This window comes from uncultured Pseudomonas sp., from assembly GCF_943846705.1.
Lineage (GTDB): Bacteria > Pseudomonadota > Gammaproteobacteria > Pseudomonadales > Pseudomonadaceae > Aquipseudomonas.
This window is the reverse complement of sequence record NZ_OX044366.1, coordinates 3,093,123-3,117,939: the sequence shown is the minus strand read 5'-3', so window position 1 is coordinate 3,117,939 and position 24,817 is coordinate 3,093,123. Positions and strand designations below refer to the sequence as shown.

26 protein-coding genes are annotated in these 24,817 nt (G+C 59.4%); 3 read left to right on the top strand and 23 right to left on the bottom strand.

The window, feature by feature from the left end:
• The first annotated feature begins 24 nt into the window (after positions 1-24).
• Positions 25-2,292, top strand: a complete 2,268-nt coding sequence (gene ggpS, locus Q0V31_RS14700; RefSeq protein WP_298188650.1) for a glucosylglycerol-phosphate synthase — start codon at positions 25-27, stop codon at positions 2,290-2,292.
• Between the two features lie 55 nt (positions 2,293-2,347).
• Here the strand turns inward: ggpS and Q0V31_RS14695 are convergent, their stop codons facing one another.
• From Q0V31_RS14695 to Q0V31_RS14660, 8 genes are all read right to left on the bottom strand, one after another.
• Positions 2,348-2,767 (bottom strand): VOC family protein, encoded by a 420-nt coding sequence (locus Q0V31_RS14695; protein WP_298188649.1) that lies wholly within the window; start codon positions 2,765-2,767, stop codon positions 2,348-2,350.
• 215 nt (positions 2,768-2,982) lie between these two features.
• Positions 2,983-3,396 (bottom strand): alternative ribosome rescue aminoacyl-tRNA hydrolase ArfB, encoded by a 414-nt coding sequence (arfB, locus tag Q0V31_RS14690; protein WP_298188647.1) that lies wholly within the window; start codon positions 3,394-3,396, stop codon positions 2,983-2,985.
• A gap of 131 nt (positions 3,397-3,527) precedes the next feature.
• A complete protein-coding gene (locus tag Q0V31_RS14685; RefSeq protein ID WP_298188645.1) occupies positions 3,528-3,860 on the bottom strand; it encodes a hypothetical protein in 333 nt (110 codons plus the stop codon).
• A gap of 5 nt (positions 3,861-3,865) precedes the next feature.
• Entirely contained in the window at positions 3,866-4,648 is a 783-nt protein-coding gene (locus tag Q0V31_RS14680) for an ABC transporter substrate-binding protein (protein ID WP_298188643.1), read from the bottom strand.
• 50 nt (positions 4,649-4,698) lie between these two features.
• Positions 4,699-5,049: a RidA family protein gene (locus Q0V31_RS14675; RefSeq protein WP_298188641.1), complete on the bottom strand. Its 351-nt coding sequence runs from the start codon at positions 5,047-5,049 to the stop codon at positions 4,699-4,701.
• On the bottom strand, positions 5,046-6,452 hold the full coding sequence (locus Q0V31_RS14670) for an FAD/NAD(P)-binding oxidoreductase (protein ID WP_298188639.1): 1,407 nt from the start codon (positions 6,450-6,452) through the stop codon (positions 5,046-5,048). Before Q0V31_RS14670 ends, Q0V31_RS14675 begins: the two co-directional genes overlap by 4 nt.
• Positions 6,442-6,780, bottom strand: coding sequence for a (2Fe-2S)-binding protein (locus Q0V31_RS14665; RefSeq protein WP_298188637.1), 339 nt, complete (start codon positions 6,778-6,780; stop codon positions 6,442-6,444). Before Q0V31_RS14665 ends, Q0V31_RS14670 begins: the two co-directional genes overlap by 11 nt.
• Positions 6,770-7,891 carry an FAD-dependent oxidoreductase gene (locus Q0V31_RS14660; protein ID WP_298188635.1) on the bottom strand — a complete coding sequence of 374 codons (1,122 nt, stop codon included), beginning with the start codon at positions 7,889-7,891 and terminating at the stop codon, positions 6,770-6,772. Before Q0V31_RS14660 ends, Q0V31_RS14665 begins: the two co-directional genes overlap by 11 nt.
• Positions 7,892-8,046: 155 nt before the next feature.
• Here Q0V31_RS14660 and Q0V31_RS14655 point away from each other — a divergent pair, with 155 nt between their 5' ends.
• The gene (locus Q0V31_RS14655; protein ID WP_298188633.1) at positions 8,047-8,991 is read left to right on the top strand and encodes a LysR substrate-binding domain-containing protein; all 945 of its coding nucleotides are present in this window, start codon (positions 8,047-8,049) and stop codon (positions 8,989-8,991) included.
• 53 nt (positions 8,992-9,044) lie between these two features.
• Here Q0V31_RS14655 and Q0V31_RS14650 read toward each other — a convergent pair whose 3' ends face one another.
• The 10 genes from Q0V31_RS14650 to dsbD all read right to left on the bottom strand — a co-directional run bounded on the left by Q0V31_RS14650 (position 9,045) and on the right by dsbD (position 18,810).
• Positions 9,045-9,773 carry an LrgB family protein gene (locus Q0V31_RS14650; RefSeq protein ID WP_298188629.1) on the bottom strand — a complete coding sequence of 243 codons (729 nt, stop codon included), beginning with the start codon at positions 9,771-9,773 and terminating at the stop codon, positions 9,045-9,047.
• Positions 9,766-10,134 carry a CidA/LrgA family protein gene (locus Q0V31_RS14645; RefSeq protein ID WP_298188627.1) on the bottom strand — a complete coding sequence of 123 codons (369 nt, stop codon included), beginning with the start codon at positions 10,132-10,134 and terminating at the stop codon, positions 9,766-9,768. Before Q0V31_RS14645 ends, Q0V31_RS14650 begins: the two co-directional genes overlap by 8 nt.
• Before the next feature lie 414 nt (positions 10,135-10,548).
• Entirely contained in the window at positions 10,549-11,928 is a 1,380-nt protein-coding gene (locus tag Q0V31_RS14640; protein ID WP_298188625.1) for a GntP family permease, read from the bottom strand.
• A gap of 659 nt (positions 11,929-12,587) precedes the next feature.
• Positions 12,588-12,887, bottom strand: a complete 300-nt coding sequence (locus tag Q0V31_RS14635) for a cell division protein ZapA (RefSeq protein ID WP_298188623.1) — start codon at positions 12,885-12,887, stop codon at positions 12,588-12,590.
• Entirely contained in the window at positions 12,884-13,132 is a 249-nt protein-coding gene (locus Q0V31_RS14630; RefSeq protein ID WP_298188621.1) for a hypothetical protein, read from the bottom strand. The genes Q0V31_RS14635 and Q0V31_RS14630 overlap by 4 nt, the downstream gene beginning before the upstream one ends.
• Positions 13,133-13,262: 130 nt before the next feature.
• Positions 13,263-14,081, bottom strand: coding sequence for a mechanosensitive ion channel domain-containing protein (locus tag Q0V31_RS14625; RefSeq protein WP_298188618.1), 819 nt, complete (start codon positions 14,079-14,081; stop codon positions 13,263-13,265).
• 2 nt (positions 14,082-14,083) lie between these two features.
• The gene (locus Q0V31_RS14620; protein ID WP_298188616.1) at positions 14,084-15,232 is read right to left on the bottom strand and encodes a hypothetical protein; all 1,149 of its coding nucleotides are present in this window, start codon (positions 15,230-15,232) and stop codon (positions 14,084-14,086) included.
• Positions 15,233-15,473: 241 nt separating this feature from the next.
• Complete coding sequence (gene dsbG / locus Q0V31_RS14615; protein ID WP_298188614.1) at positions 15,474-16,238, bottom strand: thiol:disulfide interchange protein DsbG; 765 nt, start codon at positions 16,236-16,238, stop codon at positions 15,474-15,476.
• 2 nt (positions 16,239-16,240) lie between these two features.
• Positions 16,241-17,050: a TlpA disulfide reductase family protein gene (locus tag Q0V31_RS14610; protein WP_298188611.1), complete on the bottom strand. Its 810-nt coding sequence runs from the start codon at positions 17,048-17,050 to the stop codon at positions 16,241-16,243.
• Complete coding sequence (gene dsbD / locus Q0V31_RS14605) at positions 17,050-18,810, bottom strand: protein-disulfide reductase DsbD (protein WP_298188607.1); 1,761 nt, start codon at positions 18,808-18,810, stop codon at positions 17,050-17,052. The genes Q0V31_RS14610 and dsbD overlap by 1 nt, the downstream gene beginning before the upstream one ends.
• A gap of 375 nt (positions 18,811-19,185) precedes the next feature.
• On the opposite strand from dsbD, the gene Q0V31_RS14600 reads away from it, so the two are divergent.
• Positions 19,186-19,560 (top strand): RcnB family protein, encoded by a 375-nt coding sequence (locus tag Q0V31_RS14600; protein WP_298188605.1) that lies wholly within the window; start codon positions 19,186-19,188, stop codon positions 19,558-19,560.
• A gap of 391 nt (positions 19,561-19,951) precedes the next feature.
• Here Q0V31_RS14600 and Q0V31_RS14595 read toward each other — a convergent pair whose 3' ends face one another.
• From Q0V31_RS14595 to Q0V31_RS14575, 5 genes are all read right to left on the bottom strand, one after another.
• Positions 19,952-20,380 (bottom strand): organic hydroperoxide resistance protein, encoded by a 429-nt coding sequence (locus Q0V31_RS14595; protein WP_298188603.1) that lies wholly within the window; start codon positions 20,378-20,380, stop codon positions 19,952-19,954.
• 332 nt (positions 20,381-20,712) lie between these two features.
• Positions 20,713-21,726, bottom strand: coding sequence for an NAD(P)-dependent alcohol dehydrogenase (locus Q0V31_RS14590; RefSeq protein WP_298188600.1), 1,014 nt, complete (start codon positions 21,724-21,726; stop codon positions 20,713-20,715).
• 470 nt (positions 21,727-22,196) lie between these two features.
• Positions 22,197-22,502, bottom strand: coding sequence for a helix-turn-helix transcriptional regulator (locus tag Q0V31_RS14585; RefSeq protein ID WP_298188597.1), 306 nt, complete (start codon positions 22,500-22,502; stop codon positions 22,197-22,199).
• Between the two features lie 159 nt (positions 22,503-22,661).
• Entirely contained in the window at positions 22,662-23,624 is a 963-nt protein-coding gene (locus Q0V31_RS14580; RefSeq protein ID WP_298188594.1) for an LLM class oxidoreductase, read from the bottom strand.
• 66 nt (positions 23,625-23,690) lie between these two features.
• Positions 23,691-24,815 carry an alkene reductase gene (locus Q0V31_RS14575; RefSeq protein ID WP_298188591.1) on the bottom strand — a complete coding sequence of 375 codons (1,125 nt, stop codon included), beginning with the start codon at positions 24,813-24,815 and terminating at the stop codon, positions 23,691-23,693.
• Between the last annotated feature and the right edge of the window lie 2 nt (positions 24,816-24,817).

Below are 24,817 nucleotides of genomic sequence, written 5' to 3'. Positions count from 1 at the left end.
ACTAACAGAACAGGAGGACAGCGCATGTTACTTGCCACCGATCTCGATGGAACCTTTCTCGGCGGCGATCCCAAGGATCGTTTAAGCCTTTACCAGACAATCGCCGCCCACCCTGAAATCCGCCTGGCCTATGTCACCGGGCGTAGCCTGGAGTCGGTCTTGCCACTGCTGGCCGACCCAACCCTGCCGCAACCGGACTTCATCATCTCTGACGTCGGTGCCAGCCTGGTGCATGGCGACACCTTGCAGCCGATTCAGCCGCTGCAAAGCGCAGTAGACGCCCTCTGGCCCGGTGACAGCCAGGTCGCCAGCGCCATCGAACACCTCGCCCTGGAACGCCAGGACGTACCGCAAGTGCGCCGTTGCTCCTACTTCTGCAGCCCTGCAGAAGCCGCCAACCCGGAACTCCTGAGCATTGCCGAGAGCCTGGGTTGTGACCTGCTGTATTCGGCCGAGCGTTATTTGGACTTTCTGCCCAAAGGCGTGAATAAGGGCAGCAGCCTGCAAGCACTGATCGACTGGCTGGAACTGGACAGCGATCAGGTACTGACCGCAGGCGATACCCTGAATGACCTGAGCATGCTCAGCGGGCAGTTCAAGGGCGTGTGCGTGGGCGAATCCGAAGAGGGCTTGCTGCAAGCCACCCGTCAATTCTCGCGGGTATTCCATGCCGAGCGCGCCGGTTGCGGCGGCATCCTCGAAGCCTTCGTGCATTTTGGCTTTCTCGGCAAGCAAGGCATCGCCGCCGAAGGCAAGCAAGTTGCCGAGCCCGGCAAAGCCGATCTGGTAATGGTCTATCACCGCCTGCCTTATGAAGAGTACCGCGGCAAGGACGGCAAGTTGCAACGCCGTCGCCCGACCTCGCCCAATGGCATTATCCCGACCCTGCTGAGCTTTTTCGGTGACGGTCGTGCCGGCTCCTGGGTGGCGTGGGCCGAACATGACGAAGACAGCGGCGAAACCTTCGACAGCCACACCACCGTGGATGCCGAACGCTACCCCAAGCTGACCGCCGCACGGGTGGCGTTGAGCAAAGAAGAAGTCGACATTTTCTACAAGCGTTTCTCCAAGGAAGCCTTCTGGCCCACCCTGCACACCTTCTGGGAGCGCGCACAGTTCCGCGAGGACGACTGGCAGGTGTTCCTCAAGGTCAACCGCGCCTTTGCCGAGCGCACCGCGCTGGAAGCCGCCGAAGGCGCTACCGTCTGGCTGCATGACTACAACCTGTGGATGGTGCCGGGCTACTTGCGTGAGCTGCGCCCAGACTTGCGCATCGCCTTCTTCCACCACACCTACTTCCCCTCGGCGGATGTATTCAACGTACTGCCGTGGCGTAAGCAGATCATCGGCAGCCTGCTGCAGTGCGACTACATTGGCTTCCACATTCCGCGCCAGGTGGAGAACTTCGTCGATGCCGCGCGCGGTGTGATGCCATTGCAAACCGTCAGCCGGCAGAACTGTGCGCCACGCTTTATCACCTATGGCTGCGCCGTAGGTCTGGAGCGCATGACCACGGCCGTGGACACTGGTACGCGGGTGGTCAAGCTCGGTGCACACCCGGTGGGCCTGGATATCAACCGCGTCAGCAGCGCCCTGGAGTCACCGAAGATCAAGGAGATGATGGCGCGCCTGCGCGCTGAGCTGGGCACGGTCAAACTGATTCTCTCGGTGGAGCGTCTCGACTACACCAAAGGTATTCTGGAGAAACTCAACGCCTATGAACGGCTGCTGGAAGAAAATCCGGAGTTGCTGGGCAAAGTCACCCTGGTTACGGTCTGCGTACCGGCGGCCAAAGAAATGACCATCTACGACGAGCTGCAAGGGCAGATCGAACAGGCTGTAGGGCGGATTAACGGGCGCTTTGCGCGTATCGGCTGGACGCCGCTGCAGTTCTTCTTCCGCAGCCTGCCGTTCGAAGAAGTCAGCGCCTGGTACGCCATGGCCGACGTGATGTGGATCACTCCGCTGCGTGACGGGCTTAACCTCGTGGCCAAGGAATTCGTTGCCGCCCAAGGCTTGCTCGGTGGCCGCGGTGTGCTGGTGCTGTCCGAGTTTGCCGGCGCCGCCGCCGAGCTTAAAGGCGCGTTGCTGACCAACCCGCATGACCCGGTGGACATGGTGCAAACCTGTTACGTGGCGCTGAACATGCCCAAGGCTGAAGCCCAGGATCGCCTGCGTGAACTGTTTGATATCGTCAGCTACAACGATATCCGCCGCTGGGGCGATGAGTTTCTCGGGGCCGTCAGTGACCCGGAAGAACGGCTCGACCGCGCCCTGGGCCTGGTCGTCTGAGCTTAAGCCCGCGTAATAACAGCCCGGCCCCATGGCCGGGCTGTTGCGTTGTGGCTTAACCCATCTGCGCATCAATGTTGCAGTTGATCATCCACGACACGCCAAACCGGTCAGTGAACACGGCAAACCGGGTCGCCCAAAAAGTCGGCTGCAAGGCCATCTGCACGCTGCCCTGGGCCGACAAGGCCGCATACAAGCGCTCGGCTTCTGGGACGTTCTCAACCTGCAGGGAAATCGAACAGCCTTTGATACCGTCATAAGGCGTGCCTGGGAACGTGTCAGACCCCATCAAGGTTTGATCGCCACTGGTCAGGCACACATGGATGACGCGGTCATGAAACGCCTCCGGCACATTCTCGGCCTCAGGGCTTTCACCGAAACGCATCAACTCTAGGCTACCGTTCAGGCAGTCGGCATAGAACGTAAACGCCGCCTCACATTGGCCATCGAAGGTTAAATAGGCATTAATTTTCATCTGCATACTCCTTAGCGTTAACCATCGTTATGCGCACCAAGGGCTAAGCCCAAGCGCCATAGTCAGATCAGCATAGGCACAACACCGCCCACCTGTTTAAGCAGACCCCAGCAGACCGATGAGGTTCGCCTGCCACACAGCCTAGCCGCGCCGGAGCTAGGCTGGTGCCGAAGTGCACCGCACTGCCCCAGAAGCGTTAACACCTCGGCCTGGGCTCAGAAGTCCACTTTCCCTCTACCCGCCTTGATCGCCCCACGCTTGGTCTTTCCTTCCAGACGGCGCTTTTTCGAACCCAGGGTGGGCTTGGTCGGACGGCGGGCTTTCTCGGTTTTAGCAGCGTTGCGAATCAGCTCAGCCAAGCGTTCCAGAGCATCGGCGCGGTTCTGCTCCTGGGTGCGGTATTGCTGGGCCTTGATGATCACCACGCCCTCGGCGGTGATCCGGCTGTCGCGCAGCGCCAGCAGGCGTTCCTTGTAGAACGGCGGCAAGCTGGAAGCCTGGCTGTCGAAGCGCAGGTGCATGGCACTGGAGACTTTGTTGACGTTCTGCCCACCCGCGCCCTGGGCACGAATAGCTGTCAGCTCGATTTCGGCATCCGGGAGATGAACGCTGTTGGAAATAACCAGCATGGTCAGGCTTCAACGCAAGAAAGGACGTTCAGGATAACGCTCCCTGGCCGCCCGCGCACATTAGCCGCCCGCGCCACGTCAAACAGATTGACTGCAGCTACGGCTTAAAACACGCGTCGCTGCAGCGCTTATTAGCCCGTACAGCGAATATCTAGGGGGGATAGGTCGCCAGGCCAGTCCTGCTGGTTGGCGACCGCTTCAAGACAGAATGTCGTGTCGTCCTCGGTCCAACAGACGAAATAGCCACCGCGACGCAGGGCATAGTGGGTAAACGGCAGGCAGAGTTCTTGATGAGGCTGTATCTGTGCAAACCCACTGTGGCTGCGGACAACGGTGTAAAAGCCGGCTTTGCTCCTTTCTCGCCCCAGCACCTGGAAGCGCTCCTGCTCACACTCCAGGCAAGATGCGCCTGCATTCACCAGCAGCCGCTGCAGTGCGTAATGCTCAAGAGGAGAAAGCTGCATGGGCTTTATTCGCCGTAAATGTCGTACGAGAAGTATTTGCTGCGGATCTTGTCGTAGGTGCCATTGCTGCGAATGGCGGCCAGCGCTTGGTTGATTCGCTCAGCCAGCGGGTCATTCTTGCGCACGGCAATACCGGCGCCCATGCCGAAGTAATTGACATCGGTATAGCTCGGGCCGACAAACTCGAAGGCCTTGCCCTCAGGTTTATTCAGCAAGCCTTCCTCAATCGCTACCGAGCCGGCAAGGGTCACGTCTATGCGACCGGCCAGCAGGTCGAGAAACACCTCATTCTGATTGCCATAACGGACAATCTCGGCGCCGGCGGGCACAAAGAACTCGGTGGCGTAGCGGTCGAAGTTGGTCGAGCGCTGCACGCCAACACGCTTGCCGGCAAGATCAGCCGGGATGGCCTGGATGCCGCTGTCTTTACGGTGCGCAATCTTGGCGGGCAGGCGGTAGTAGCTGTTGCTGAAGTCGACCGATTTGAGGCGGTCCGGGGTGATCGACACGGAGGAGATGGCAGCATCGATCTTGCGCACCTTGAGCGAGGGGATCAGGCCGTCGAATTCGACCTCGGTCCACTCACACTTCACCTGCATTTCCGTGCAGATGGCTTCGCCAATGTCGTAGTCAAACCCTTGGATACGGTTATCCGCCGTTTTGAAAGCAAAAGGCGGATACGCCGCCTCGATACCCAGGCGCAGGCTGTCACCTGCGGCCTGGACGCTGCTGCAAAAGGCAATCAGGCCGGTCAGGCCGAGGGTGGTCAGGCTTAATTTCTGGTTCATATGAGGCTCCACTTCTATTGTTGTTGTAAATCGGGGCTTAGCCAGCAGTTTCAGACGGCTGCAGTAACGATCAGCTCAAGGCGGATCTCGGGATCATCGAACGTCACCTGGCAGGTGGCGCGCGCCGGCGTCTCACCCGCACACCAGGCGCTCCACTCTTCGTTCATGGCGGCAAAATCTGCGCTCATGTCTTTCATCCATAGTTGGGCGCTGAGCACCCGCGTTCTGTCGCTGCCAACCGAGGCGAGCAGTTCATCAAGCCGCGCCAGCACCTGGCGGGTCTGGCCACGAATGTCCTGGCTGCAATCGGCGGCGACCAGGCCGCTGAGCCAGGCCACGCCCTGATGGACGACCACGCGACTGAGTTTGGCGTTGCTGTCGATACGTTGGATGCTGCTCATGGCGTCTCCGGACTAAGGTCGTGACTGGATTGACTCGCCAGCTGGGCGAGTGTGATGGGCTTCAACGGCGGGCGAACGCGGTAGTAGCCAACCGCAGACGGCGACACCTGGCGCTGCGCAGCGATGACTTCGGTAACGCTCAGGCCGCACAACCGCCCCTGGCAAGGCCCCATGCCGCACCGGTTAAACGTCTTGGTCTGGCTGGGGCCGAGGCAACCGAGGCGGACATCGGCGCGGACCTGGCCGGCGGTGACCTCTTCGCAACGACAGACGATCACCTCGTTGTGGGGAATGCGGTTTTCCGCCTGCGGACGGTAGAGGGCATCGATCAGCGGGCGCGCGGCCAGGCAGCGCGCCAGTGCGCGCTGAGGCTCACGGGCCAGATGGTCGCGACGCGCGCCATCCAGCCGTTGCAGCTGACTGGCTACCGCCAGGGCCACCAGCCGACCTTCCTCCTGCGCTGCCAGTGCACCGCCGATGGCGCCACCGTCGCCGGCGATAAACACCCCGGCAAGGCTGGTTTCACCCCACTGGTCGCGATCGGCACGCCAGCACAGCTGCGCATCGCTCCACTGGTGGCGCATGCGTAAAGACCAACTGATCTGGGTATTCGGCACCACACCTTGATGCAGCAAAACCAGGTTGGCGGGTAACCGATGAGCCTTACCGCCACTGCTGAAGCAGAATGCTTCGGCGCACTCAGCGCCTTCGATGCGCAGCGCTCGCGCCCCTCGGTAATGCGGCAGTTTCGCCTGGCGCAGTTTCGCCAACAGCGACAGGCCTTTGAGCAGGTCACGCCAGCCGAGCAAGGCTTTCGGGATATGTCGCCAGGCCTGGAGAATGTCGCGGCGCTCGGCGGTGTCCACCAGGGCCGACAGTTGAATGCCCGCCTTGAGGTACTGCACCGCCAGTAAATACAGCAGCGGTCCGCAGCCGGCCAGCACCACGGGGCCGGCGGGCAGCAGCGCGGCGCTCTTGAGCAGAATCTGCCCGGCACCGGCGCTCATGACCCCTGGCAACGTCCAGCCCGGTATCGGCATGGGACGCTCGAAGGCTCCGGTGGCGATCAGCAGCCGACGCGCCTGGACGACCACGCTGCGCCCCTCAAGCAGGTAATGCACCTGACACTGCTCGCCGACTTGCCAGACGGCCGCGCCGGGCACATAGCGCGCGCCACTGGCGATAAATTCATCGGCCAAGCGGCGGCCGGCACTGTAGTCATCCCCCAATATCGCCAGCCGCTGCGGATCACTCTCGCGGATGTTGCGGTAGATCTGCCCACCGGGGCTTGGCTGTTCGTCCAAGACCAGCACCTCGAGACCATGCCGGCGGGCTTCGACGGCCGCACTCATGCCGGCAGGGCCGGCCCCGATGATCAGCAGGTCGATACGTTCAGATGGCATCGTGTGCGCCCTCTTCAGCCAGCGCGTTCAACGCCCGCGCGCCCTGCTGGCGACGGACCTTGAGGCCGGCGCTGACCGTGACCATGCAGGCCTGACAATTGGGCACGCCGTCCACTTCCACCAGGCATTCGAAGCACACCCCCATCATGCAATAGGGCGCGCGCGGTGCACCGCTGACCGCCGTGCTGCGGGTATGGCGAATGCCACTCGCCAGCAAGGCGGCGGCTAGAGAGATACCCGGCGGCACGGCCAGTGGCTGGCCTTCAAATTCAATCATCACGCTGGGGCTGTCCGTGGGCAGCTGGATAAATAGGCTGTCAGCCGGCATGGCGCACCTCGGGAGCAGAGTTGAAGCGGTCCAGGGCAAAAGCGGCCACCTCAGGCAGTGCGAGCTTCCCGGCGATCCAGGGCGCCAGGCGCAACGCATGAATAGCGGCCAGGGTGACGCCGCTGTGGCAGGACAGCAGGTAGGCGCCCGGCGCTTTGCTTAATGGCTGGTAAATCGGGCAGCCGTCCGGGGTCAGTACCCGCAGTGCGCCCCAGGCGCGGACCAGGCGAACATTGCCCAGACGCGGAAAACTGCGTACGGCGCGGTCAGCGATGTCGGCCATGACCGCGGTGCTGGTGCCATCATCAAAACCGACCGACTCTGCCGAGTCGCCCAACTGCACGGTGCCCTCGTCGGTCTGCCGTACAGTGGAGGTGGGGTGGCTAAGGAAAGGCTCGACTCGCTCGGTGACGAGAATTTGCCCACGGCTAGGCTGCAGCGGTATCGCATGGCCAAGGTGCGCGCCCAGCTCGCGATTACCGAGCCCGGCCGCCAGCACCAGTTGTTCACTGCGTACCTGTTGCCCGCCCGCCGTCACGACAAAGTCGTTATCACGGGCCTCGATGCCCATGACCTTATGGCCACTGAGCAGGTGCACGCCACGCAGCTGGCAGGCCTGATGCAGGGCGCGCAGCAGCTTGAGCGGGTTCACATCGCCATCCATCGGTGAGTAGCACGCGCCGACAACCGCCGGGCCAACCCCTGGCAGACGCTGGCTCAGCTGCACGCCCCGCAGTACTTCATAGGGGTAGTCGCCGAGTTGCTCTTTTAACCACTGCAGGCGGCGTACTTCTTCTGCCAGCTCGGCTTCGGATAAACACAGCTGGAAACCGCCAGCCTGGCGCAACTGCACGTCAATGCCGGTTTCCGCCTGCAGTAGGCTGGCCAGCTCCGGCCACAGTGCAACCGCTTGCCGAGTCCAGCGTGCATAGGCGGCCATGCCGTAGCCCTTGCCCTGCACCCAAAGTAAGCCGAAGTTACCGCGCGAGGCGCGAAATGCCGTATCAGCTTCATCCAGCACGCAGACTTTTTGCCCAAGCCGAGCTAAGCCATACGCGGTGGCCATGCCTAATAGGCCACCACCAATGACTGTCGTCTGTGTTTTATGCATAGGGTGCGTCTCGGCCATTGCTGCAGGGTGACCATGGCCTTGAGCCCAGTAGACTCAAGATCACTATTTAGATTAAGCCGATGGTAGGAGGCTTACCTGCAGGTTAGAAATGCTTTATTTTCGCTAGCCTATGTCTTTTTGTTATGGACTCCACAGTGAACCTACGACAGCTTGAGGCCTTCCGCGCAGTCATTCTCGGGCAGACGGTGACCCGTGCCGCGGAAATGCTGCACATCTCCCAGCCTGCCGCGACGCGGCTGATCGCGGCGCTGGAGGAGGACATTGGTTTTCTATTGTTCGAGCGCATCAAAGGCAGGCTGCATCCAACGCCCGATGCGCTGGTGCTGTATGAAGAGGTGCAGCGCTCGCTGCTGGGGGTGGAGCGCATCGCCCGCACCGCCAAGGAGATTGGCAGCCTGACGCGCGGCTCGCTGCATATCGCCTGTGCGCCAGTGATGGGCCTGTCCTTTCTGCCCAGGGCCATACACGCGTTCACCAAGCAGCATCAGCATGCACAAATCAGCCTGCTGGTATTGCCCTCACGCGAGGTGGTCGATCAGCTTGTGGGCCAGCGCTGCGATCTGGGTTTTATCGCAGAACCCAACACCTACCCCAGCCCACGGGGTGAGCGTTTGCTGCGCTCGAGCATGCTCTGCGCCCTGCCCCGTGGCCACCGCCTGCAGGAGAAATCCGTGGTAGTGCCCGAGGACCTCGAGGGTGAGGCGTTTATTTCCTACCCCCAGGCAGTCGGCTCACGGCACCACCTGGATGCCATTTTCGACGCCCATGGGGTTACCCGGCAGTTGCAACTAGAAACCCAATTGTCGGCATCCATGTGCGCCTTCGTTGAGCTGGGCGCAGGGGTGGCGCTGGTAGACACCATCAGCGCGCTGGAATATCGCGGCGCTGGCGTTGTGTTTCGGCCGTTTGAGCCGGCTGTCGAGGTGGACTTCAGCATGCTGATGTCAGCGCAGAGCCGCCCTTCGCGGATTCAGGAAAGCTTTATGCAACATATGCGCGAATTTGTGGCGAATGAAGTGGCGAACACCCTGCTGCAAGAAACCACGCTTGCTCCAGGCCATGGCGCGCCGCCCGCATAAGCTGACCCCTAGAGGCCGGCGAGACGCACACCGCGCCTCGCATCCCCCACAGGTTAAAGGCCGGACAACACCCAGCCCATCAACAACGGCAGCAACACCGCACTGATCACCCCGAGCAGGCTCATGCCCAGCGCGGCAAAGGCGCCACACTCCGAACCCTCTTCCAGCGCCCGCGCCGTGCCGATGGCATGCGCGTTGATGCCGTAACTCAGGCCACGCGCCGCCGGGTGACTGACCTTGAACAACCCCAGCAGCCAGGGGCCCAGTGCGGTACCGATCACCCCAGTCAACATGACGAACACCGCAGCCAGGGACGCCAGGCCGCCGAGCTGCTCGGCCACCAGCATGGCGATGGGCATGGTCACCGACTTGCCTGACAGGCTCGCCAGCACCGGCAGTTGCGCGCCCATGCTGTGGGCGATCAACAGCGTCAGCATGACCGTCAGCGTACCGCCGACCAGTACGGTCAGCAGCACCGGCATGGCCAGCAGGCGAATACGCTTGATGTTGTTGTACAACGGCACCGCCAGCGCGATGGTCACCGGGCCGAGCAAAAAGGCAATGGGTGTAGCACCTGCGCGGTAGGTGGCGTAGTCCATGCCACAAGCCAGCAACGTGCCCACCACCAGCAACATGGACACCATCACCGGCTGCAGCACCAGCCAGCCACTGCGCCGGTACAACCACAAGGCAAACTGGAATGCCAGCAGCGTCAGCCCCACCGGGAACAGCGGATGATCGACCACCAAGCGGCCCACCGTCAGCCAGGAAAACTCACTCATGACCGCCCTCCACGCGCTGCTCCACACGCCGGGCCAGGCGCTGCATCATCCAGCCACACAACGGCACCGTGACCAGCAACGACAGGCACAACGCCGCCATGATCGCCGGCAGGTCGGCGAGCAGCTCATCGCTGGCCACCATGATGCCGGCAGCAGGCACCACGAACAGCAGCGGCAGGTACTGCAACAGGGTGCTGGTGGCCTGGCTCAGCGGCTCGCTGACCTCGCCACACAGGATCAAGTAGGCAAATAACAGCAGCAGCCCGATCACGCTGGCGGGCAGCACAGGCAGCACTAACTCACTGATCAGGCTACCAACGATTTGCAACAGGACCAGCCAGGTCAGCCCTTTCAACACCATGGAAAACTCCTTAATTACAATGGCGCAACAGCGGCGCGGCTCAATCGCCGAGCGCCCATATACCACACCCATGCCGGGGTAGTTCGTTGGCCGCAGCCGCGCTGGACTGACCCGCGCCTGCGCAAACGCAGCAAAAACCCACGGGCGCGCCTAGCTGAGCTGGTCACCCAACTTGCCAATGCTCGCAACCACCACACAGCCTCGCCCGAACGGCGACACCGCTCGCAGAGCTATACCGGCGACCTCAACGTCAGCGCCGGCCACACTATGCCCGCGGCCCGGAGAGCGAAACAGTTGCAGTTGCCGAGGAAAAATACGGAGCAGATGCCATAAGCAATGCCGCAGGCGCGACGAAGCAGCTGATATCGGTAATGGCCTACTGCAGCGACAGCTATAGCCGTCGCTGCAGAGTTATCAGCTGGCCATCAGGCCCAATACGCCGATGCAGACAAACACCGCAATCACCGGAATCAACACCGTCACGACAAAGATGTCCTTGTAAGCCTGCTTGTGGTTCAGGCCCATGATCATCAGCATGGCAATTACAGCGCCGCAATGGGGCAACGAGTCCAGGCCGCCCGCAGCTATGTTGGCGATCCGGTGGAGGATTTCTGGCTCCACACCCATGTCCAGGTACTTGGGTGCCAGGGTCTGCATAAAGATCTGCAGCCCGCCGGAGGAGGAGCCGACAATGCCTGACACCACACTGACCGAGGCGACAATGGACAGCAGCGGCGGCAAGTCCACCGACAGCACCCAGGTCACGAAGTGGCTGAATCCCGCCGTCTGTGTGACAACGCTGCCGAAGCCGATAACCGCAGCGGTATTAAGCAGCGGCATGATCGAGTCGTCAGCCCCCTGCCCAAGCAGCGCGAAGGTATTACGCCGCAACGCCGGAAACAGCACGATGGCTGTAAGCGTAGCGATCACCAGAGCCAAACTCGGCCAGATGATCGGCTGGCTTTGGCTGAAGCTCAGCAGCTGACTGAGCATGCCCTCACCTACGCCGCCCCCACCAAGCAGCAGCACGCGCGGCAGCATGATCACGCCCAGCACCACCCCAATCGGCAGCAGCGCCATCCCCCAATGTGGTCCGGAGCCAGGCTCACCGGCCATCTGCTCCATGCGCAAATCCTGCGCATTGGCCTCGAAGCCTTCACCGCGGTCGCGGGCCATCCGCCACTCACGCTGCATATACAGCATACCGAGGCTGATCATCACCACACTGGCCAGCAGGCCAATCCAGGCACCGGCAAACAGGTCGGTACCCAAGGCGTTGGAGGCGATCACGTTGTGGATCGACGGCGAGCCCGGCAGTGCCGTCATGGTAAAAGTGCCCGAGCCCAGTGCAGCCGCAGCACAAAACAGCCGCTTGGGCAGGTTGGCCTCGCGCATCAGGGTGATGCCCAGTGGGTACATGGTGAAAATCACCACAAACACCACTACGCCGCCATAGGTCAGCAAAGCGCAGACCGCCACCGTCACCCACAGCGTGCGTTGAATGCCCAAGCTGCGCGTAATGGCCTGGGCAATGCTGCTGGCCGCCTGGCTGGCGGCCATCACCTTGCCGAAGATCGCACCACAGAGGAACAGCACAAAAAACTTGCCAGCGAAGGAGAAAGCGCCCAACGGGCCGAAGGGAAAATACTCGAGTAAGGTTTTCGGGATCGCCAGGTCGTTGGTGAGGGCGATAACCAGCGAACACAGCAGCGCCGCAATTAAAATATTAATGCCGCGCAAAGCCATCCAGATCAGTAACGCAAGACCGAAAAACAGTCCGAAATTGCCCAACATAATTGCACTTCCTTATTTTTGTATTACCACTGCGTTGGATTAACAGCTGTCTAGCGCTGTACTTTGCAGCGAATAGCTGCAGCACCGCCGGCTTATTTCATCAGCGCATTTGTCTGGCTGTGCCTAACGTTAACCCCTTGAAAAGTCAGCGCGAACCTTAACCTGATCGTGAATAGCGACTCATTCAGAAGATCGTTCCACATGGCAGCATGCAGACGCCTAGACGCCCCCAGCCAAGCGCATGGCCACGCTCGATCCTTACCTTTGCAGATGCTAAAGGCAAGCAAACTGGACGCGAGCGAGCGTCTTTCGTTCAAGGTCAATAAACCGCACGTGGCGAACTGGTGCTGGTGGCTGAAATGCCGGCCGGCAACAGCTGCAGGATCGCCCCATCCAGAGGTGGCGGAGCCCAAAGGCGGATTCGACCTGGTTCAAGCTGAGCTGGTTTACGCCGCCCAGTGCGCGATGTAGCGCGGCAAGAATGGCGAGGGCAGAGGCTGGGCAAGGACATCTAACGCAGCCACCTGGGCTTGCTGGCGAAGGCATCACACTCCGCGCCCTCCTCCAACGCCCTCGCTGTGCCGTACCGATAGCATCACGCTACTGCCACCAGTCGGTCCGGCGTTGCGCACATAGACGCCGAGCCCGGAGCGAAGGACTTATCGCGGGATCAGGCTGGCAATACCTGCAAGGCGCTGGCTCACCTGCTCTTCAAGGCGCTGCACCTCCTGACGATGGCGCTGCTCTTGCTCGACCTGCTCGGCGCACAGCTTTAGCGCCGTGAGGACCAGCAAGCGCTCACCAATCAGCGCGGGTGCGCCCACCTTGCTCTCCACCAGGCGTTCCTTGAGCAGCCGTACTGAGTCGCTCAAGGCCTGCTGTTTTCCGGCAGGCGCCTTGATGCTGTAGTCATTGCCGAGAATGGAAATGACCGTGACCGTGTCCCCTGCGAGGCTCATGCTTGGGCAGGACTCGGCGCCGCACTGCCACTGCCGCTGGCCAACTCAACCAATGCTTGAATACGTGCAGCAGTGCTGCTGTGCAGCTCGTCTTGCTCCAGCGCGCTGATTTGCAGCGCGTCATTCTCGTCCTTGAGTTGGGCCAATTCGTTGCGAATCTGCTGGTTCGCTGCCTGCAGCGCTTTGTTCTCTTGCACCAACTCGCTGACAAGCTGTTCCAACTGACTCAGATTTTTTTCCAACATATTGATTACTCAAGCTTTTTTTGCGGGCCACCAGAATAAAGAAAAGCGCCGAGAGAAGCCAGGCGAGCGGCTGGACGGCGACTAGCGATGCGCGTTATTGCTCGCTCGCCGCGTGGAGCGCGGCTTGGCTTCAACCGGTGAGGCTGGATATCGCTTGCACCTCAGTGACACCAGCGTCTGCGAGGGCATGCTTGCCGCGGATGGTCAGGTCGCTGACAAATTCAAACTGGTCGCGCAGGTCAAACGGATAGGCCTTTAGCTGGTAGTGCGTTGCCAGCGGGGTCTGGCTCAGCATCACCAACACCGGCTTGTCATATTCGAGGTACGCACTGGTCATGGCCACGTCGCGCAGCACAGCGCGCACCATGGCAGGGTCATGGTCAGGGGCGACGTAGAACGAGGTCACGCACATCAACGTGTGGGAGCCGTCGTTGGCGTTGGAGATGTTGCTTTTCCAGATTTTGTCGTGCGGCACATGGATAACGTTGTCGTCCGCCGTGCAAATTTCAATCGCACGCATACCCACCGTGCGCACTTCGCCGTAATCACCGTCAATCTCAACCCAGTCGCCGGGGCGATAAGGTCGCTCGAAAATAGCCACCATGCCGGCAATCAGGCTGCTGACATAGTCTTTAAAGGCAAAGCCGACGGCTACGCCCAGCGCACCAGAGATGACCAGAAAGTTCTGGAAGGTGATGTTGAAGACGATCGGAATGACCCACAGAATCGCGACCACCAGCATCAACATACGGATGATGGGCACGCCGCCGAGCAGATACAGGCGTAACTGGCTCGGCCCGCGCTCAGCGAGGTACGGCAGCAACCTGCGGGCGATCAACACGACAAGCCAGGTGCCAAATAGGATTAAGCCGATCTTGGTAAAGCTGATGTCCTGCAGGTCGTAAATAAGCTGGGCGGTTTTCTGCTGATTTTCATGCACAGCGGCCATATTTATAGCCCTCCCGATGGAAAACCGGCCGAGCGCAAAGCCTGGCGCACGGCGGGATAGGCGATCGCGCGAACGCGGAACAAAGCCGCCTCGCACTCAATGATTCCGGCCGATAACAGTGCTGGCAGCACATCCGGCTCACCGGTTGCAGGGAGCACCTTGCTCAGCTCTGCGGCGGTTAACGAGCCATGAATCAGTAATGCCTGCAGCACCAATAACGATCGATCCTCGTGGCCCTGTGGCAAACGGCCGTCATCCACGCTGATGATCCACAACGTGCGCTCGTCGTTTCCGGTCGCACGGCGGGCACGCTCTGGCAGGTCGGCGTCGGGGCTGCGCCTGACGTTTAAACTCGCCCGCCACAGGTGCGCAGCCACCCAAGGAATGCCGCCACTGCGCGCCGCTAACTGTTGCAGGTGGGTGTTGTGTAATTTGCCGCTGTCGCCGCTCGCCAGCACGTCATAGCCGGATTTTGCCAGGCGAAAGGTAATGCGCTTGCCGTCATCATCCACGGCAATCGTCTCGAACCAGGCTTGCAGGCTTGCCGCATCGGTAGCAGCCAAGGTGTAAGGGCTGGGTAACGAGAGATTGGCTCCCACCGCCTTGACCAAAAAGCGCCAGGCCCAGGGATTGCAGCAGATCAAACAGCGCCGCTCCAGCTTCGCCAGTTGAGCCAGCAAGGCGCGGACCATGTGCAGGCCATGACGCTGGCGGATAAACCAGTGTTCAAGGTGCGGTATCACCAACAGACCGCTGCCATGCAAGTTTGGTACGACGTCGTAGCCCGCCAGCAGTTGCTGGCGCTGAGGCGGCGCAAGCACTTGGTGCCCAGCAGCCTCGGCCCAGTCTTCGGCAAGCCCCTGCGGGCCACACGAGGGCACAATCAGCAGCTTAAGCCACGAACCGGTCACTTCGGCCGTCAGCCAAGGGGCCAGATGCTCGTCAAGCGCATCACGGAAGAAGCCATTAGGGTTGAAACACACCTCGTCGAGGCCTTTCAGCGAAGTCCGCTCGAGCCCCTCCTGCTGCAGCATTGACTCTTCGTCATCGCCGAGCAGCCTCTTCTTCAGCTTGTCCAACGCCTTGCGCACGGCATGCTCAGTCGGCATCGCCGGCGCTGCGTAGTCAGCCAGTGGAATCAATTCGGTCAATGGGCACCGCCTTTGTGCACGCGTCTGCCATAATCGGCTGTGCCGATGGTAGCCGACACGGAGGGGCATGTTTAAGTAAAGGTGATGTGCATGTGCTCGTGCAATGCCAAGCTTTTAAGCCGCGGCATCGCGATTGCCAGAGAATGTCTGCCTACTGCGACCTCGCTCACCACGCGACCGGCCTTCAAACAGCTGGCGATTCAGCGCCATATCCCCTCTGCCCCATTGACCTAAAGTGAGCTTAGGAGCGCGGCCCCATGATCTGTTTCAGTACCTCGGGGCTCGGTGCGCCGAGTTGCTGGCGTAGCTGACCGCTTTCATCTTTATAGAAAATCGCCGGCGTAGCCGAGGCGCCCATTTCAGCCATCAGGCCAAGGTTATGGTCGAGTTGTTGCTGGATGGCGTCTGGGATCTTTTTCAGCCCTTGCAACTTACTGGCTTTTCCGGCGGACTCATGCTCATGCAGCGCCGCCTGGGGATCACTGGCGCTGAGCAATGCGGCGGCTTTGGCCGCGCTGTCTTGGCGCAACATGCCCACCAGCACATGGCGCACCTGCACATCACCGGCCTCGACCCAAGGCCGCGCTTGTTTCCAGAACAGGTTGCAGTACGGGCAGTTGGGGTCGGAAAACACATAAACAATACGCGGCGCGCTGGTCTTGCCGTCGCTGATCCAGCTGCTGTTTTCCAGCTTGATCAGCATCTCCTTACCCTGCGGGCCGTATACCAGTCGGTCCAGCGGCTCACGGGAGAGGTCTTCACCTTGAGCGTTAAGCAGGCTGCCGACCAGCACGTGCTGACCATCGGCCGTCAGGTACAGGGCCACGCCCTGGCCGTTAAAGCGCGCGGCATACCCCTGCAGGCCGCTGGGCGCGTCAAAGCGCTGAATAATTTCGGCACCTCGCGCCTCGATCGCCTTGATCGCGGCCGGCCATTCCTCGGCCTGCGCCAGGGGTATCACCAAGAGAGTCGAGAGCAGTGCAGCCAGGTGGCTAGGTCGCAGCATGATTATTGTTCCTTCTTCAGTACTTCAAGCGCGCGAGCCAGGCTGGCGCGAGACAATTCGCCCAAGTGGCTGCCAACCTGGCGACCCTCGGCGTCGTAAAACAGGGTACTGGGCAACGCCATGGAGCCGACGTGCTGGCCCAAACGGCCGCCGCTGTCGAGTAATACGTTGTGCAAGTCGAGGGCTTCAGCGCCCAGGTATTGGTTGACCTCAGCCTGGCCTTCACCTTGGTTGACGAACAGGATGGTCAGCTCGGGATGATTGCGTTGCGCCTCGGCCAACACCGGCATTTCCCGGCGGCACGGCGGGCACCAGGTGGCCCAGAGGTTGACCACCAGCGGTTTGCCGAGATAGTCGTGCAGCGCCACTGTGCTGCCATTGCTGTCCCTGAAGGACAACGATGGCAGCACAGTGCCCTGCTCAAGCCCATACAACGTCAGGCTGCCCAGGCCCCAGCTGAATACCCCTACGGCCAATGCGCAGGCCAAGGATTTTCTGATGGCCTGGGTGCGCCAGGCCTGCCAAGCACCCAACAGCAGAGCGGCCAGCACGCCAGGCCAGGCAATAAAGCCACCGTCACGGACGTTCAGCGCCTGCCAGGGTTGCTCGCGGTAGTGCTCGAAGTACGCCGCAACAAACGCCAGACGCGCGACCAGCAGGGCCACCAGTAACAAACGAAACAGCTGCTTTTCCGGGTTAACTGCACTGCGCCGGCCGACGTACCAGCCGGTAAACGTCGCCAGCAACAGGCTGATCATCAACAGCACATGGGCGGTGCTGAGTGCCAGGGGACCAACATTCACCGTTAGCATCAGCCGCGCTCCTGGGTGGTCGCCCATATCTGTAGAAATTGCTCGGTATTCACCGCGCCAGTCATGCGCTGTGAGCGGCGCTCCTCACCGTCAGGGCCAAGCCACAACAATGTTGGTGGGCCCAGCACCTGAAATCGTGCGAGCAGCGCACGGCTGGCTGCGTTGTTCGCTGTCACGTCGGGACGCAACAGGCGAACGCCTTGCAGGCTGGCCTGCACTTGCGGATTAGCAAACACGGTTTTCTCCATGACTTTGCACGACACGCACCAGTCGGCGTAGTAATCAATCAGCACCCACTGGCCTTGGGCTTTGGCGGCGGCCAGCTCCCGCTCCAGCGCGGCCGGCTCATTTATGCCGACAAAGTGCTGTGCATTCGACGCGGATACAACGCTGCTGCCGGCATACACCTTGAGCGGCTGCATGGGGTCGCTGGCACCGCCCGCCGCTCCCAGCACCATCGCCAGCCCCCAAATACCCAGCAAGGCGCCAATGGCCTTGGCCACGCTGGCGTGTTGGCGAAGTTGCCGCGCCAAGTGCAGCAGCGCACTGGCCAGCAGAATCAACAACGCGCCCCACAGGCCGAGCCAGGTCGGCTCCGCCAGCAACGGCCGGATAACCAGCAGCGCAGTGAGCAGAAAGAGGAAGCCAAACAGCACCTTGACCCGATTCATCCACGCACCAGGCTTGGGCAGGAAGCGATTGCCGAGGGTTACCAACACCAGCAGCGGCGTACCAATGCCCAGGCCCAAGACGAATAACACCAGGCCGCCATGCAGCGCGTCGCCACTTTGCCCGATATACAACAGTGCAGCAGCCAGCGGTGCGGTCATGCATGGCCCGACCAACAGGCCGGAGCACACACCGAGCATGCCCGCACCGACCAGGCTGCCGCCTTGCTGCTTGCGCCCGGCACTCTCCAGGCGATCACGCAGGGCTGCCGGCAACTGCAGTTCAAACAGACCAAACATCGGCAAGGCCAGCAACACAAACAGCGCGGCGAAGCTGGCCAACAGCCAGGGTTGTTGCAGCAGCCCCTGCAAGTTAGCCCCCATCAACGCAGCCACCACGCCCAGCGCGGCATACACCAGCGCCATGCTCACCACATACACCGAGGCCAGCGCCAAGCCACGTCGTGGTGACGCGCCGCTGCCCACAACAATGCCCGCGAGAATCGGCAGCATCGGCAACGAACATGGGGCGAAGGCCAGCAGCAGGCCCAGCCCAAAGAACAGCAACAGACTCAACACCAGGCGCTGGGATTGCAAACCGCCCGCCAAGGCCTGGTCCTGCGCCAGGTCCGTGCCGGGCTGGCTCAGCCCGCCGGCACCGGACAGATCAAGCTGCTGAGTCTGTGGTGGGTAGCACAGCCCGGCATCCGCACACCCTTGCCAGCCAAGCTGAATGCTGCCGTCAATCCCGGCAGGGAGCGTCAGTTCTAGGTGCTCGCGATAGATTTGCGAGTCGCCAAAGAATTCATCGCTGTAGGGCAGCCCCGCTGGCAGCTCAGGCGCAGCATCTGCAGGCAATCCGCTGAACTGCATACGCTGCTGATAGAGGTAATAGCCGGGCGCAATATCCCAGCGCAGCAGGGTTTCACCATTGCTCTGCGGCTCGACGTTAAGCGTAAACGCCTGCTCTACGGGGAGAAAATCGACCTGTTGAGTGCTGCCCAGCATCACTGGCTTAGCGGAAAAACTGGAGGCCTGAACCGGCTGCAGCAAGCCAATCCAGAGTAGAAAAAATAACAGGAACGCCCGCATCGATAACCACGCCTTTGCATATTTAGGCGCAGAGCATCGCAGTCGGCGGTTAAGCCAGGATTAACCCGGCGTTATACAGCGCGACCTGCCCTCAGTGCGAAATTGTACCCCGCTTGACCACCCGGTTGCATTCGCCCTGACCACCGATTGCATCGGATTTGACCAGCAGCCTTTGTAACCATGATCGGCAGAAACGTGCCAGAAGCGGTCTATGGTGACAGGCAGATATCGGTGTGAAGGTCGTCCTTACATACCTTTACCGGACCTTTACCTTAGCCTGAGGTTTACACCCCTGAAACTGTGATTTGATAACTCCATCGCATCCGACATCGACAACGTTTTGCCGATCACTCACAGATACAGGACCATCACCAGATGAAAAAGACACTTTCAGTGATCTGCGCCGCGCTTATGTTCAGCGCTCCCTTGGCCAGCTTTGCTCACCCCGGAACGCCGCAGGACCACCAGCATCAGAGTAATCAACAGAAGTACAATGGGCCGGACAAAAAACAGAGCTATCGTGACCCGGGCTTCCGTCCACAGCCCGGCATGCCCGTGCCTCATTCCCAGTGGAAACGTGGCCACGTCGTCGCTAAAACTTATCGCGCCGATCGTTACTGGGTGACGGACTGGCGGTCGCGCCACTTGCCTGCTCCACCGAAGAACCATCGTTGGTTGCGCATCAACGGCGATTATGTGCTGGTTGTCGTCGGCACTGGCGTGATCATTAACATTCTCACCGGCTACTGACTGTCATAAGAAAGCCCGCTGATGCGGGTTTTCAACAGAATGCATGGGCATCTAAAAATACAGAGGGATAGCGGCGTGTGACTAGCGGCGATTCAAACCCACCGCGACCTCATCAAACAAGGTTCATGCTCATGTTTGAAAAGCCCAATGATAGCTGCATCCACGAAGTATCCTGACGCGAAGGTCTGGGATACCAAAATCGGGATGACTAGGGATTTTGAGTTCAACGAAGTCACGACCTGAGACGTCATTTCGACCCACTGCGGCCTGCGACGACAGGCATAGTACGGCCAATAGTGGACCCTCAGATAACTAGGGCCGACTCAGTTTGAAGTTAATGTTCAGCCCCCTTGGGTCGGCCGCTGGCTGGCAGCGGCCGAATGAGTAGTGGCTAGTCGATCAGCGTCAGGGTGACGTCGATATTGCCGCGAGTAGCGTTGGAGTAAGGGCAAACGATGTGTGCGCGGTCGATCAAAGTCTGTGCTTGCTCGCGGTCCATGCCTGGCAAGCTGATGCGCAGTTCAGCTTCGATGCCAAAACCGTCAGGGATAGCGCCGATGCCGATGACTCCTTCAACCGATGCATCTGCAGGCATAGCCAGCTTGTCGCGACCGGCAACGAACTTCATTGCGCCGATAAAGCAGGCCGAGTAGCCCGCCGCAAACAGCTGCTCTGGGTTGGTACCTTTGCCGCCGGCACCTCCGAGTTCTTTCGGAGTAGCCAGGGCGACATCGAGTGCGCCATCGGAGGAGATAGTATGGCCGTCACGGCCACCGAAAGTTTCGGCATAGGCACGGTAAACAACAGTTTGAATCGACATTGGGATAATCCTCTAGGGTTGACTTGTAAGTCGTTGCAGTATCAGGTGATCGGTTAGCCTTCGTAGCTGGCCGACGCTTACGGAAATATATTTTTGTAACTAAAGAAGGATGTAAGTGCTCTGGTTTCAATCAAATGATTTGCTACTTTAAAAATATTCGCAGGCTGAAATTAGCCACAAATACATGATTGCTTCAGTGTACCTGTAGGTACTGCGTCTTGATGTTATTTGGACAGGTTTATATGTGGAGTTGATTTGTGCTGATAGCGTGGCTAGCAACTTTTAGAAGAATTGTTTAGCGACTCTATTAAGAGACTGCTTTAGTAGGTTTACTACCATTCTATGACGATTTTTCCAAAGTGGTTACCGCTTTCTTGGAAGCGGAAAGCATCTGCCAGTTGTTCTAATGTGAAACTCCGGTCGATAATCGGGCGAATATTATTTTGCTCCAGCGCTGTTATGTACTCTTGTTGTAGGCGACGACTTCCTACAATCAGCCCCTGAATACGCGCTTGCTTTGCCATAAGCTCCATGGTTGGAATTTCACCTTCTCGTCCGGTAAGTACACCGATCAAAGCAATATGACCTCCAACACGAACAGATTTTATCGACTGTGCGAGAGTACCAGGGCCGCCGACTTCAACTACGTGATCAACACCGTACCCACCTGTTAGTGCTAAAACCTTCTCGCCCCACTCAGGGGTTTGCCGATAGTTGATTAGCTCATCTACGCCAAGGAGTCGTGTGCGTTCGAGTTTTTTATCAGAGGAGGATGTATTGATTACACGTGCTCCCATAGCTTTGGCGATCTGTATGGCAGCCACTGAGACACCTCCAGTACCAAGTATGAGTACGGATGCGCCCGCTTTGAGCTGGCCATCAGTCACTAGTGCGCGCCACGCTGTTAGCCCTGCAGTTGTAATTGTTGACGCTTCAGCATGAGACCAACCCTGAGGAGCCAATGTGAAATAACTGGCCGGTCGTACCGTGTACTCGGTGGCGTAGCCATCGATGCCGTCACCGGGCGTTCCCCGGAAGTTTCCGACAGCGTCGAAAGGTAATCCATCCTGCCATTGCGGAAAGAAGCAGGAAACTACGTGATCGCCGACCTTAAATTCGCTAACTGCTTCACCAACAGCTTCGACTACGCCAGCGCCGTCGGACATGAGGATGCGTCTATCGGCTGTATTAATGTTTCCATTCGCGACTAGTAGATCGTGGAAGTTAAGTGAAGATGCATGCAGTGCGACGCGGATCTGGCCTGGTCCTGGCTTACCAGGATCAGGAAGGTTATGTAGTTCTAGACGGTCCAAGCCACCGGGGGCGCGTAAAACAATCGCTTTCATATCGTTGCACCTTTTTCCAAAATTTTATTGCAATGAAGTTCTGACAATCGCTTAGCAGAATTTTTCATGGAGTACCTCCTGGGGAGCCTGAGGTGGTTTTCGAGGTTAGGTTATTTGCAATATTCATATATGTCAATATATAGTTTTATGTGCCTGCGGGTATGGATATATCCGTACCCTTGCAGCTTACTTCTCGATCAACTGGGAGCGCGCCGTGCTACGCGCCAGGCGTGTCTATGTAGTCCAGCCCCGGATGTCATCATCAAGGGGGGCGACTGCATCAGGCACGGATGTTTTCGCGTTTCTAGGCGCTCGATCTGAATGGGGGAGCAGCGTGTTAAAGCCAGCCGTGATCGAAGTGGAGGCTTAGAAGTACTAAGCCCGGATTATCGATCTAGCGACGAGCGACTGCTTAATGGGGGTGTAATTGTGCGGGTGGTCTACTGAGTCGCCGCAGGATTGCTTCACCCCTAGATCTTTTCTTGCAGCGCCTTGAAGAAGGCATCGATATTTTCGTCGTGGCGTTTGTAGTAGGTCCAGGGGCCGATCCGCTGTGATGTCACTAATTGCGCGCGCTGCAAAGCTGTGAGGTAAAGCGATGTGGTGGACTGCGAGAGGCCCGTGCGTTCCTGGATAATACTGACGCACACACCTACCGTCTCTGGGTCTACCTCCTGCTCGGGAAAGTTTGTCCTGGGATCCTTGAGCCAATTAAGGATGGCAAGGCGCATCGGGTTCGCCAATGCTTTAAGGGCTTCGTTGACATCAATGGTCATAGATTTTTCTATACCTGTTTTTTGCGATATTTAGATATTTTCCTAGTTCGCGTAGAAAATTGGAAGGCGTCTCCGTGACCTCTGCGCGCCCGCCTGTCACAAAGACTGGCTGCTCTGGACTGAAATCCTATTGCCCTATCAGGTCGGGCTATCGGACGTCTATGTGTCGAAGTGCGGGATGATGTGCTTGCCAAGTTCCTCGATAACCTCTGCTGCGGGGCGTTTACCGTACTTGAGGTTCAGGATGACGTGGTCCACACCGATTTCCTCAAGCGTATCCAGTAAGGCCCGAAGGTGGTCACGTCCCAGGCGGAATCCAAGATGGATATGCGAGGGCGGCGTGGACGGGTGTTCGTCAAGGTCGATATAAAGCGACTGCAAGAACGGCTTGTAGGTGGGACCACACTGTTTCAATATTTCCTGTCGCCAATCCTCCACGATCAGTCGCTGTATTTTCGGTGGGCGTGGATAGTTGATCCATCCATGGCTTTCGCGCGCGATCCAATCGAGCGACTGGCGGCTGTGTCCAGTTACGAATAGCGGTATTTCACGGGTCGTGGGTTTGGGAATGAGATCGGCCCCCAACAACTCGCCTCCACTCCAGCGAATGGGCTCGAAGTGTGTTCGATGAGCTTGACGTATCACATCACAGTTTTCTTGAAAGGTCTCGCCACGCTTTTCGGGATCAATGCTGAATGCGGGAAACTCCACGGGACGATCGCCAGAGGCTACTCCCAGGAGCAAGCGACCTCCGCTCAACTGATCAATGCTCGCTGCGGCCTTTGCCGTGTGCAAGGGATTACGCAAAGTAAGGGCGATGGAGGCGGTACCTAGTGCGATTTTTGTTGTATGAGCGGCCATGTAGCCCAGGTACACCCAAGGGTCGAAGACCTGGCCGACATCGCCGAAGCTTGGGTCCCTGAGTGGGACGTCGCGAAACCAAAGCGCCGAAAAACCAAGAGCCTCTGCACGTTTGGCCAGAGCGACCTGATCTAGCATGCTCGGTGTATCACCTTCGAAAGCCTCTAGGGGAAAGAACAGCCCAAGGCTTAGATGACCCTGCCTGAAGGTTCGTTTGAATCCCCTATGCTCTTGGTAGGGGATCGTGCTCGGTTGGTACATGCTTAACTTCCTCGGTCAGCAAACGCTGAGCCACGCCCCTGAGTTATGGGGCGTGGCATTGAGCGTTTAGGATTTGTAAGTCGGGTAGTCGGTGTAGCCCTTATCGGTACCGCCGTACATGCTGCTTGGATCAACTGGGTTAAGCGGCCAGTTGTTGGCGATACGAGCGGGCAGGTCGGGGTTCGCAATGAAGGGGCGACCAAAAGCGATCAGGTCGCCCCAGCCAGCTTTGATCACGCGATTTCCTCGTTCAGCGGTGTACTTCCCGGCATAGAGAATCTTGCCGCTGAAGGTCTTACGAACATCTTCGCGGAACGTCTCAGGCAGCTCGGGTGCGTTTTCCCAATCGGCTTCGGCGAGCGACAGGTAGGCAATGCCCACTTCCTCGAGGATCTTCACGGCCTCGATGTAGGTTTGGTGCGGATCTTCTTCGACCAGGCCTAGGTACACGCGGTCTTCGTCTGTGGTCGCGAACAGCGGGGCGAAGCGAACGCCCATGCGCTCCTTGCCGACGACACCAGCAACGGCCAGGGTGATTTCGCGCAGGAAGCGAAGACGGTTCTGCAGCGAGCCGCCATATTCATCATCACGCTGGTTGGTATGGGCCGAAATGAACTGGTTTACCAGGTACCCGTTCGCGCAGTGAAGCTCCACCCCGTCAAAACCTGCGTCCAAAGCATTTCGGGCTGCTTGGGCGTAGAGCTTAACCAGTTCCTTTACCTCCTTGGTGGACAGGGCACGTGGGGTCGATGGGTCGGCTAGGGCACCCGTGCCGGGGCCAGTTTCGATGAACACCTTGACGTTGTCCGCGCGGATGGCTGATGGCGCGACGGGTGCTTCACCACCGGGCTGTAGTGATGTGTGCGACACGCGGCCTACATGCCAAAGTTGAGCAAAGATCACCCCCCCCTCGGCGTGAACAGCGTCGGTGACCTTACGCCAGCCTTGTATCTGTTCTGGGCTATGAATGCCGGGTGTCCAGGCGTAACCCTGTCCTCGGGGTTCGATCTGGGTGCCCTCGGTCACCATGAAGCCAGCACCGCTGCGCTGACGGTAATAGGTGGCCATGAGGTCGTTCGCAATGTTGCCGGGTTGGGAGCTGCGCGAACGTGTCAGTGGCGGTAGAACGATACGGTTCTTGAGGGTGTATGGGCCCAGCTGAGCGGTTTTGAAGAGTTCTGTTTGTGTCATTT

Bases quoted from the DNA above. Each gene is read 5' to 3' on its own strand.
- Q0V31_RS14625 (WP_298188618.1), bottom strand. From the start codon at position 14,081: ATGGCCGCTGTGCATGAAAATCAGCAGAAAACCGCCCAGCTTATTTAC.
- Q0V31_RS14630 (WP_298188621.1), bottom strand. From the start codon at position 13,132: ATGTTGGAAAAAAATCTGAGTCAGTTGGAACAGCTTGTCAGCGAGTTG.
- Q0V31_RS14660 (WP_298188635.1), bottom strand. From the start codon at position 7,891: ATGCATAAAACACAGACGACAGTCATTGGTGGTGGCCTATTAGGCATG.
- Q0V31_RS14645 (WP_298188627.1), bottom strand. From the start codon at position 10,134: ATGGTGTTGAAAGGGCTGACCTGGCTGGTCCTGTTGCAAATCGTTGGT.
- dsbG (WP_298188614.1), bottom strand. From the start codon at position 16,238: ATGCTGCGACCTAGCCACCTGGCTGCACTGCTCTCGACTCTCTTGGTG.
- Q0V31_RS14695 (WP_298188649.1), bottom strand. From the start codon at position 2,767: ATGAAAATTAATGCCTATTTAACCTTCGATGGCCAATGTGAGGCGGCG.
- Q0V31_RS14670 (WP_298188639.1), bottom strand. From the start codon at position 6,452: ATGCCATCTGAACGTATCGACCTGCTGATCATCGGGGCCGGCCCTGCC.
- Q0V31_RS14610 (WP_298188611.1), bottom strand. From the start codon at position 17,050: ATGCTAACGGTGAATGTTGGTCCCCTGGCACTCAGCACCGCCCATGTG.
- Q0V31_RS14585 (WP_298188597.1), bottom strand. From the start codon at position 22,502: ATGACCATTGATGTCAACGAAGCCCTTAAAGCATTGGCGAACCCGATG.
- Q0V31_RS14650 (WP_298188629.1), bottom strand. From the start codon at position 9,773: ATGAGTGAGTTTTCCTGGCTGACGGTGGGCCGCTTGGTGGTCGATCAT.
- ggpS (WP_298188650.1), top strand. From the start codon at position 25: ATGTTACTTGCCACCGATCTCGATGGAACCTTTCTCGGCGGCGATCCC.
- Q0V31_RS14600 (WP_298188605.1), top strand. From the start codon at position 19,186: ATGAAAAAGACACTTTCAGTGATCTGCGCCGCGCTTATGTTCAGCGCT.
- Q0V31_RS14635 (WP_298188623.1), bottom strand. From the start codon at position 12,887: ATGAGCCTCGCAGGGGACACGGTCACGGTCATTTCCATTCTCGGCAAT.
- Q0V31_RS14680 (WP_298188643.1), bottom strand. From the start codon at position 4,648: ATGAACCAGAAATTAAGCCTGACCACCCTCGGCCTGACCGGCCTGATT.
- Q0V31_RS14665 (WP_298188637.1), bottom strand. From the start codon at position 6,780: ATGCCGGCTGACAGCCTATTTATCCAGCTGCCCACGGACAGCCCCAGC.
- Q0V31_RS14575 (WP_298188591.1), bottom strand. From the start codon at position 24,815: ATGACACAAACAGAACTCTTCAAAACCGCTCAGCTGGGCCCATACACC.
- Q0V31_RS14640 (WP_298188625.1), bottom strand. From the start codon at position 11,928: ATGTTGGGCAATTTCGGACTGTTTTTCGGTCTTGCGTTACTGATCTGG.
- Q0V31_RS14580 (WP_298188594.1), bottom strand. From the start codon at position 23,624: ATGTACCAACCGAGCACGATCCCCTACCAAGAGCATAGGGGATTCAAA.
- Q0V31_RS14590 (WP_298188600.1), bottom strand. From the start codon at position 21,726: ATGAAAGCGATTGTTTTACGCGCCCCCGGTGGCTTGGACCGTCTAGAA.
- Q0V31_RS14595 (WP_298188603.1), bottom strand. From the start codon at position 20,380: ATGTCGATTCAAACTGTTGTTTACCGTGCCTATGCCGAAACTTTCGGT.
- Q0V31_RS14675 (WP_298188641.1), bottom strand. From the start codon at position 5,049: ATGAGCAGCATCCAACGTATCGACAGCAACGCCAAACTCAGTCGCGTG.
- dsbD (WP_298188607.1), bottom strand. From the start codon at position 18,810: ATGCGGGCGTTCCTGTTATTTTTTCTACTCTGGATTGGCTTGCTGCAG.
- arfB (WP_298188647.1), bottom strand. From the start codon at position 3,396: ATGCTGGTTATTTCCAACAGCGTTCATCTCCCGGATGCCGAAATCGAG.
- Q0V31_RS14685 (WP_298188645.1), bottom strand. From the start codon at position 3,860: ATGCAGCTTTCTCCTCTTGAGCATTACGCACTGCAGCGGCTGCTGGTG.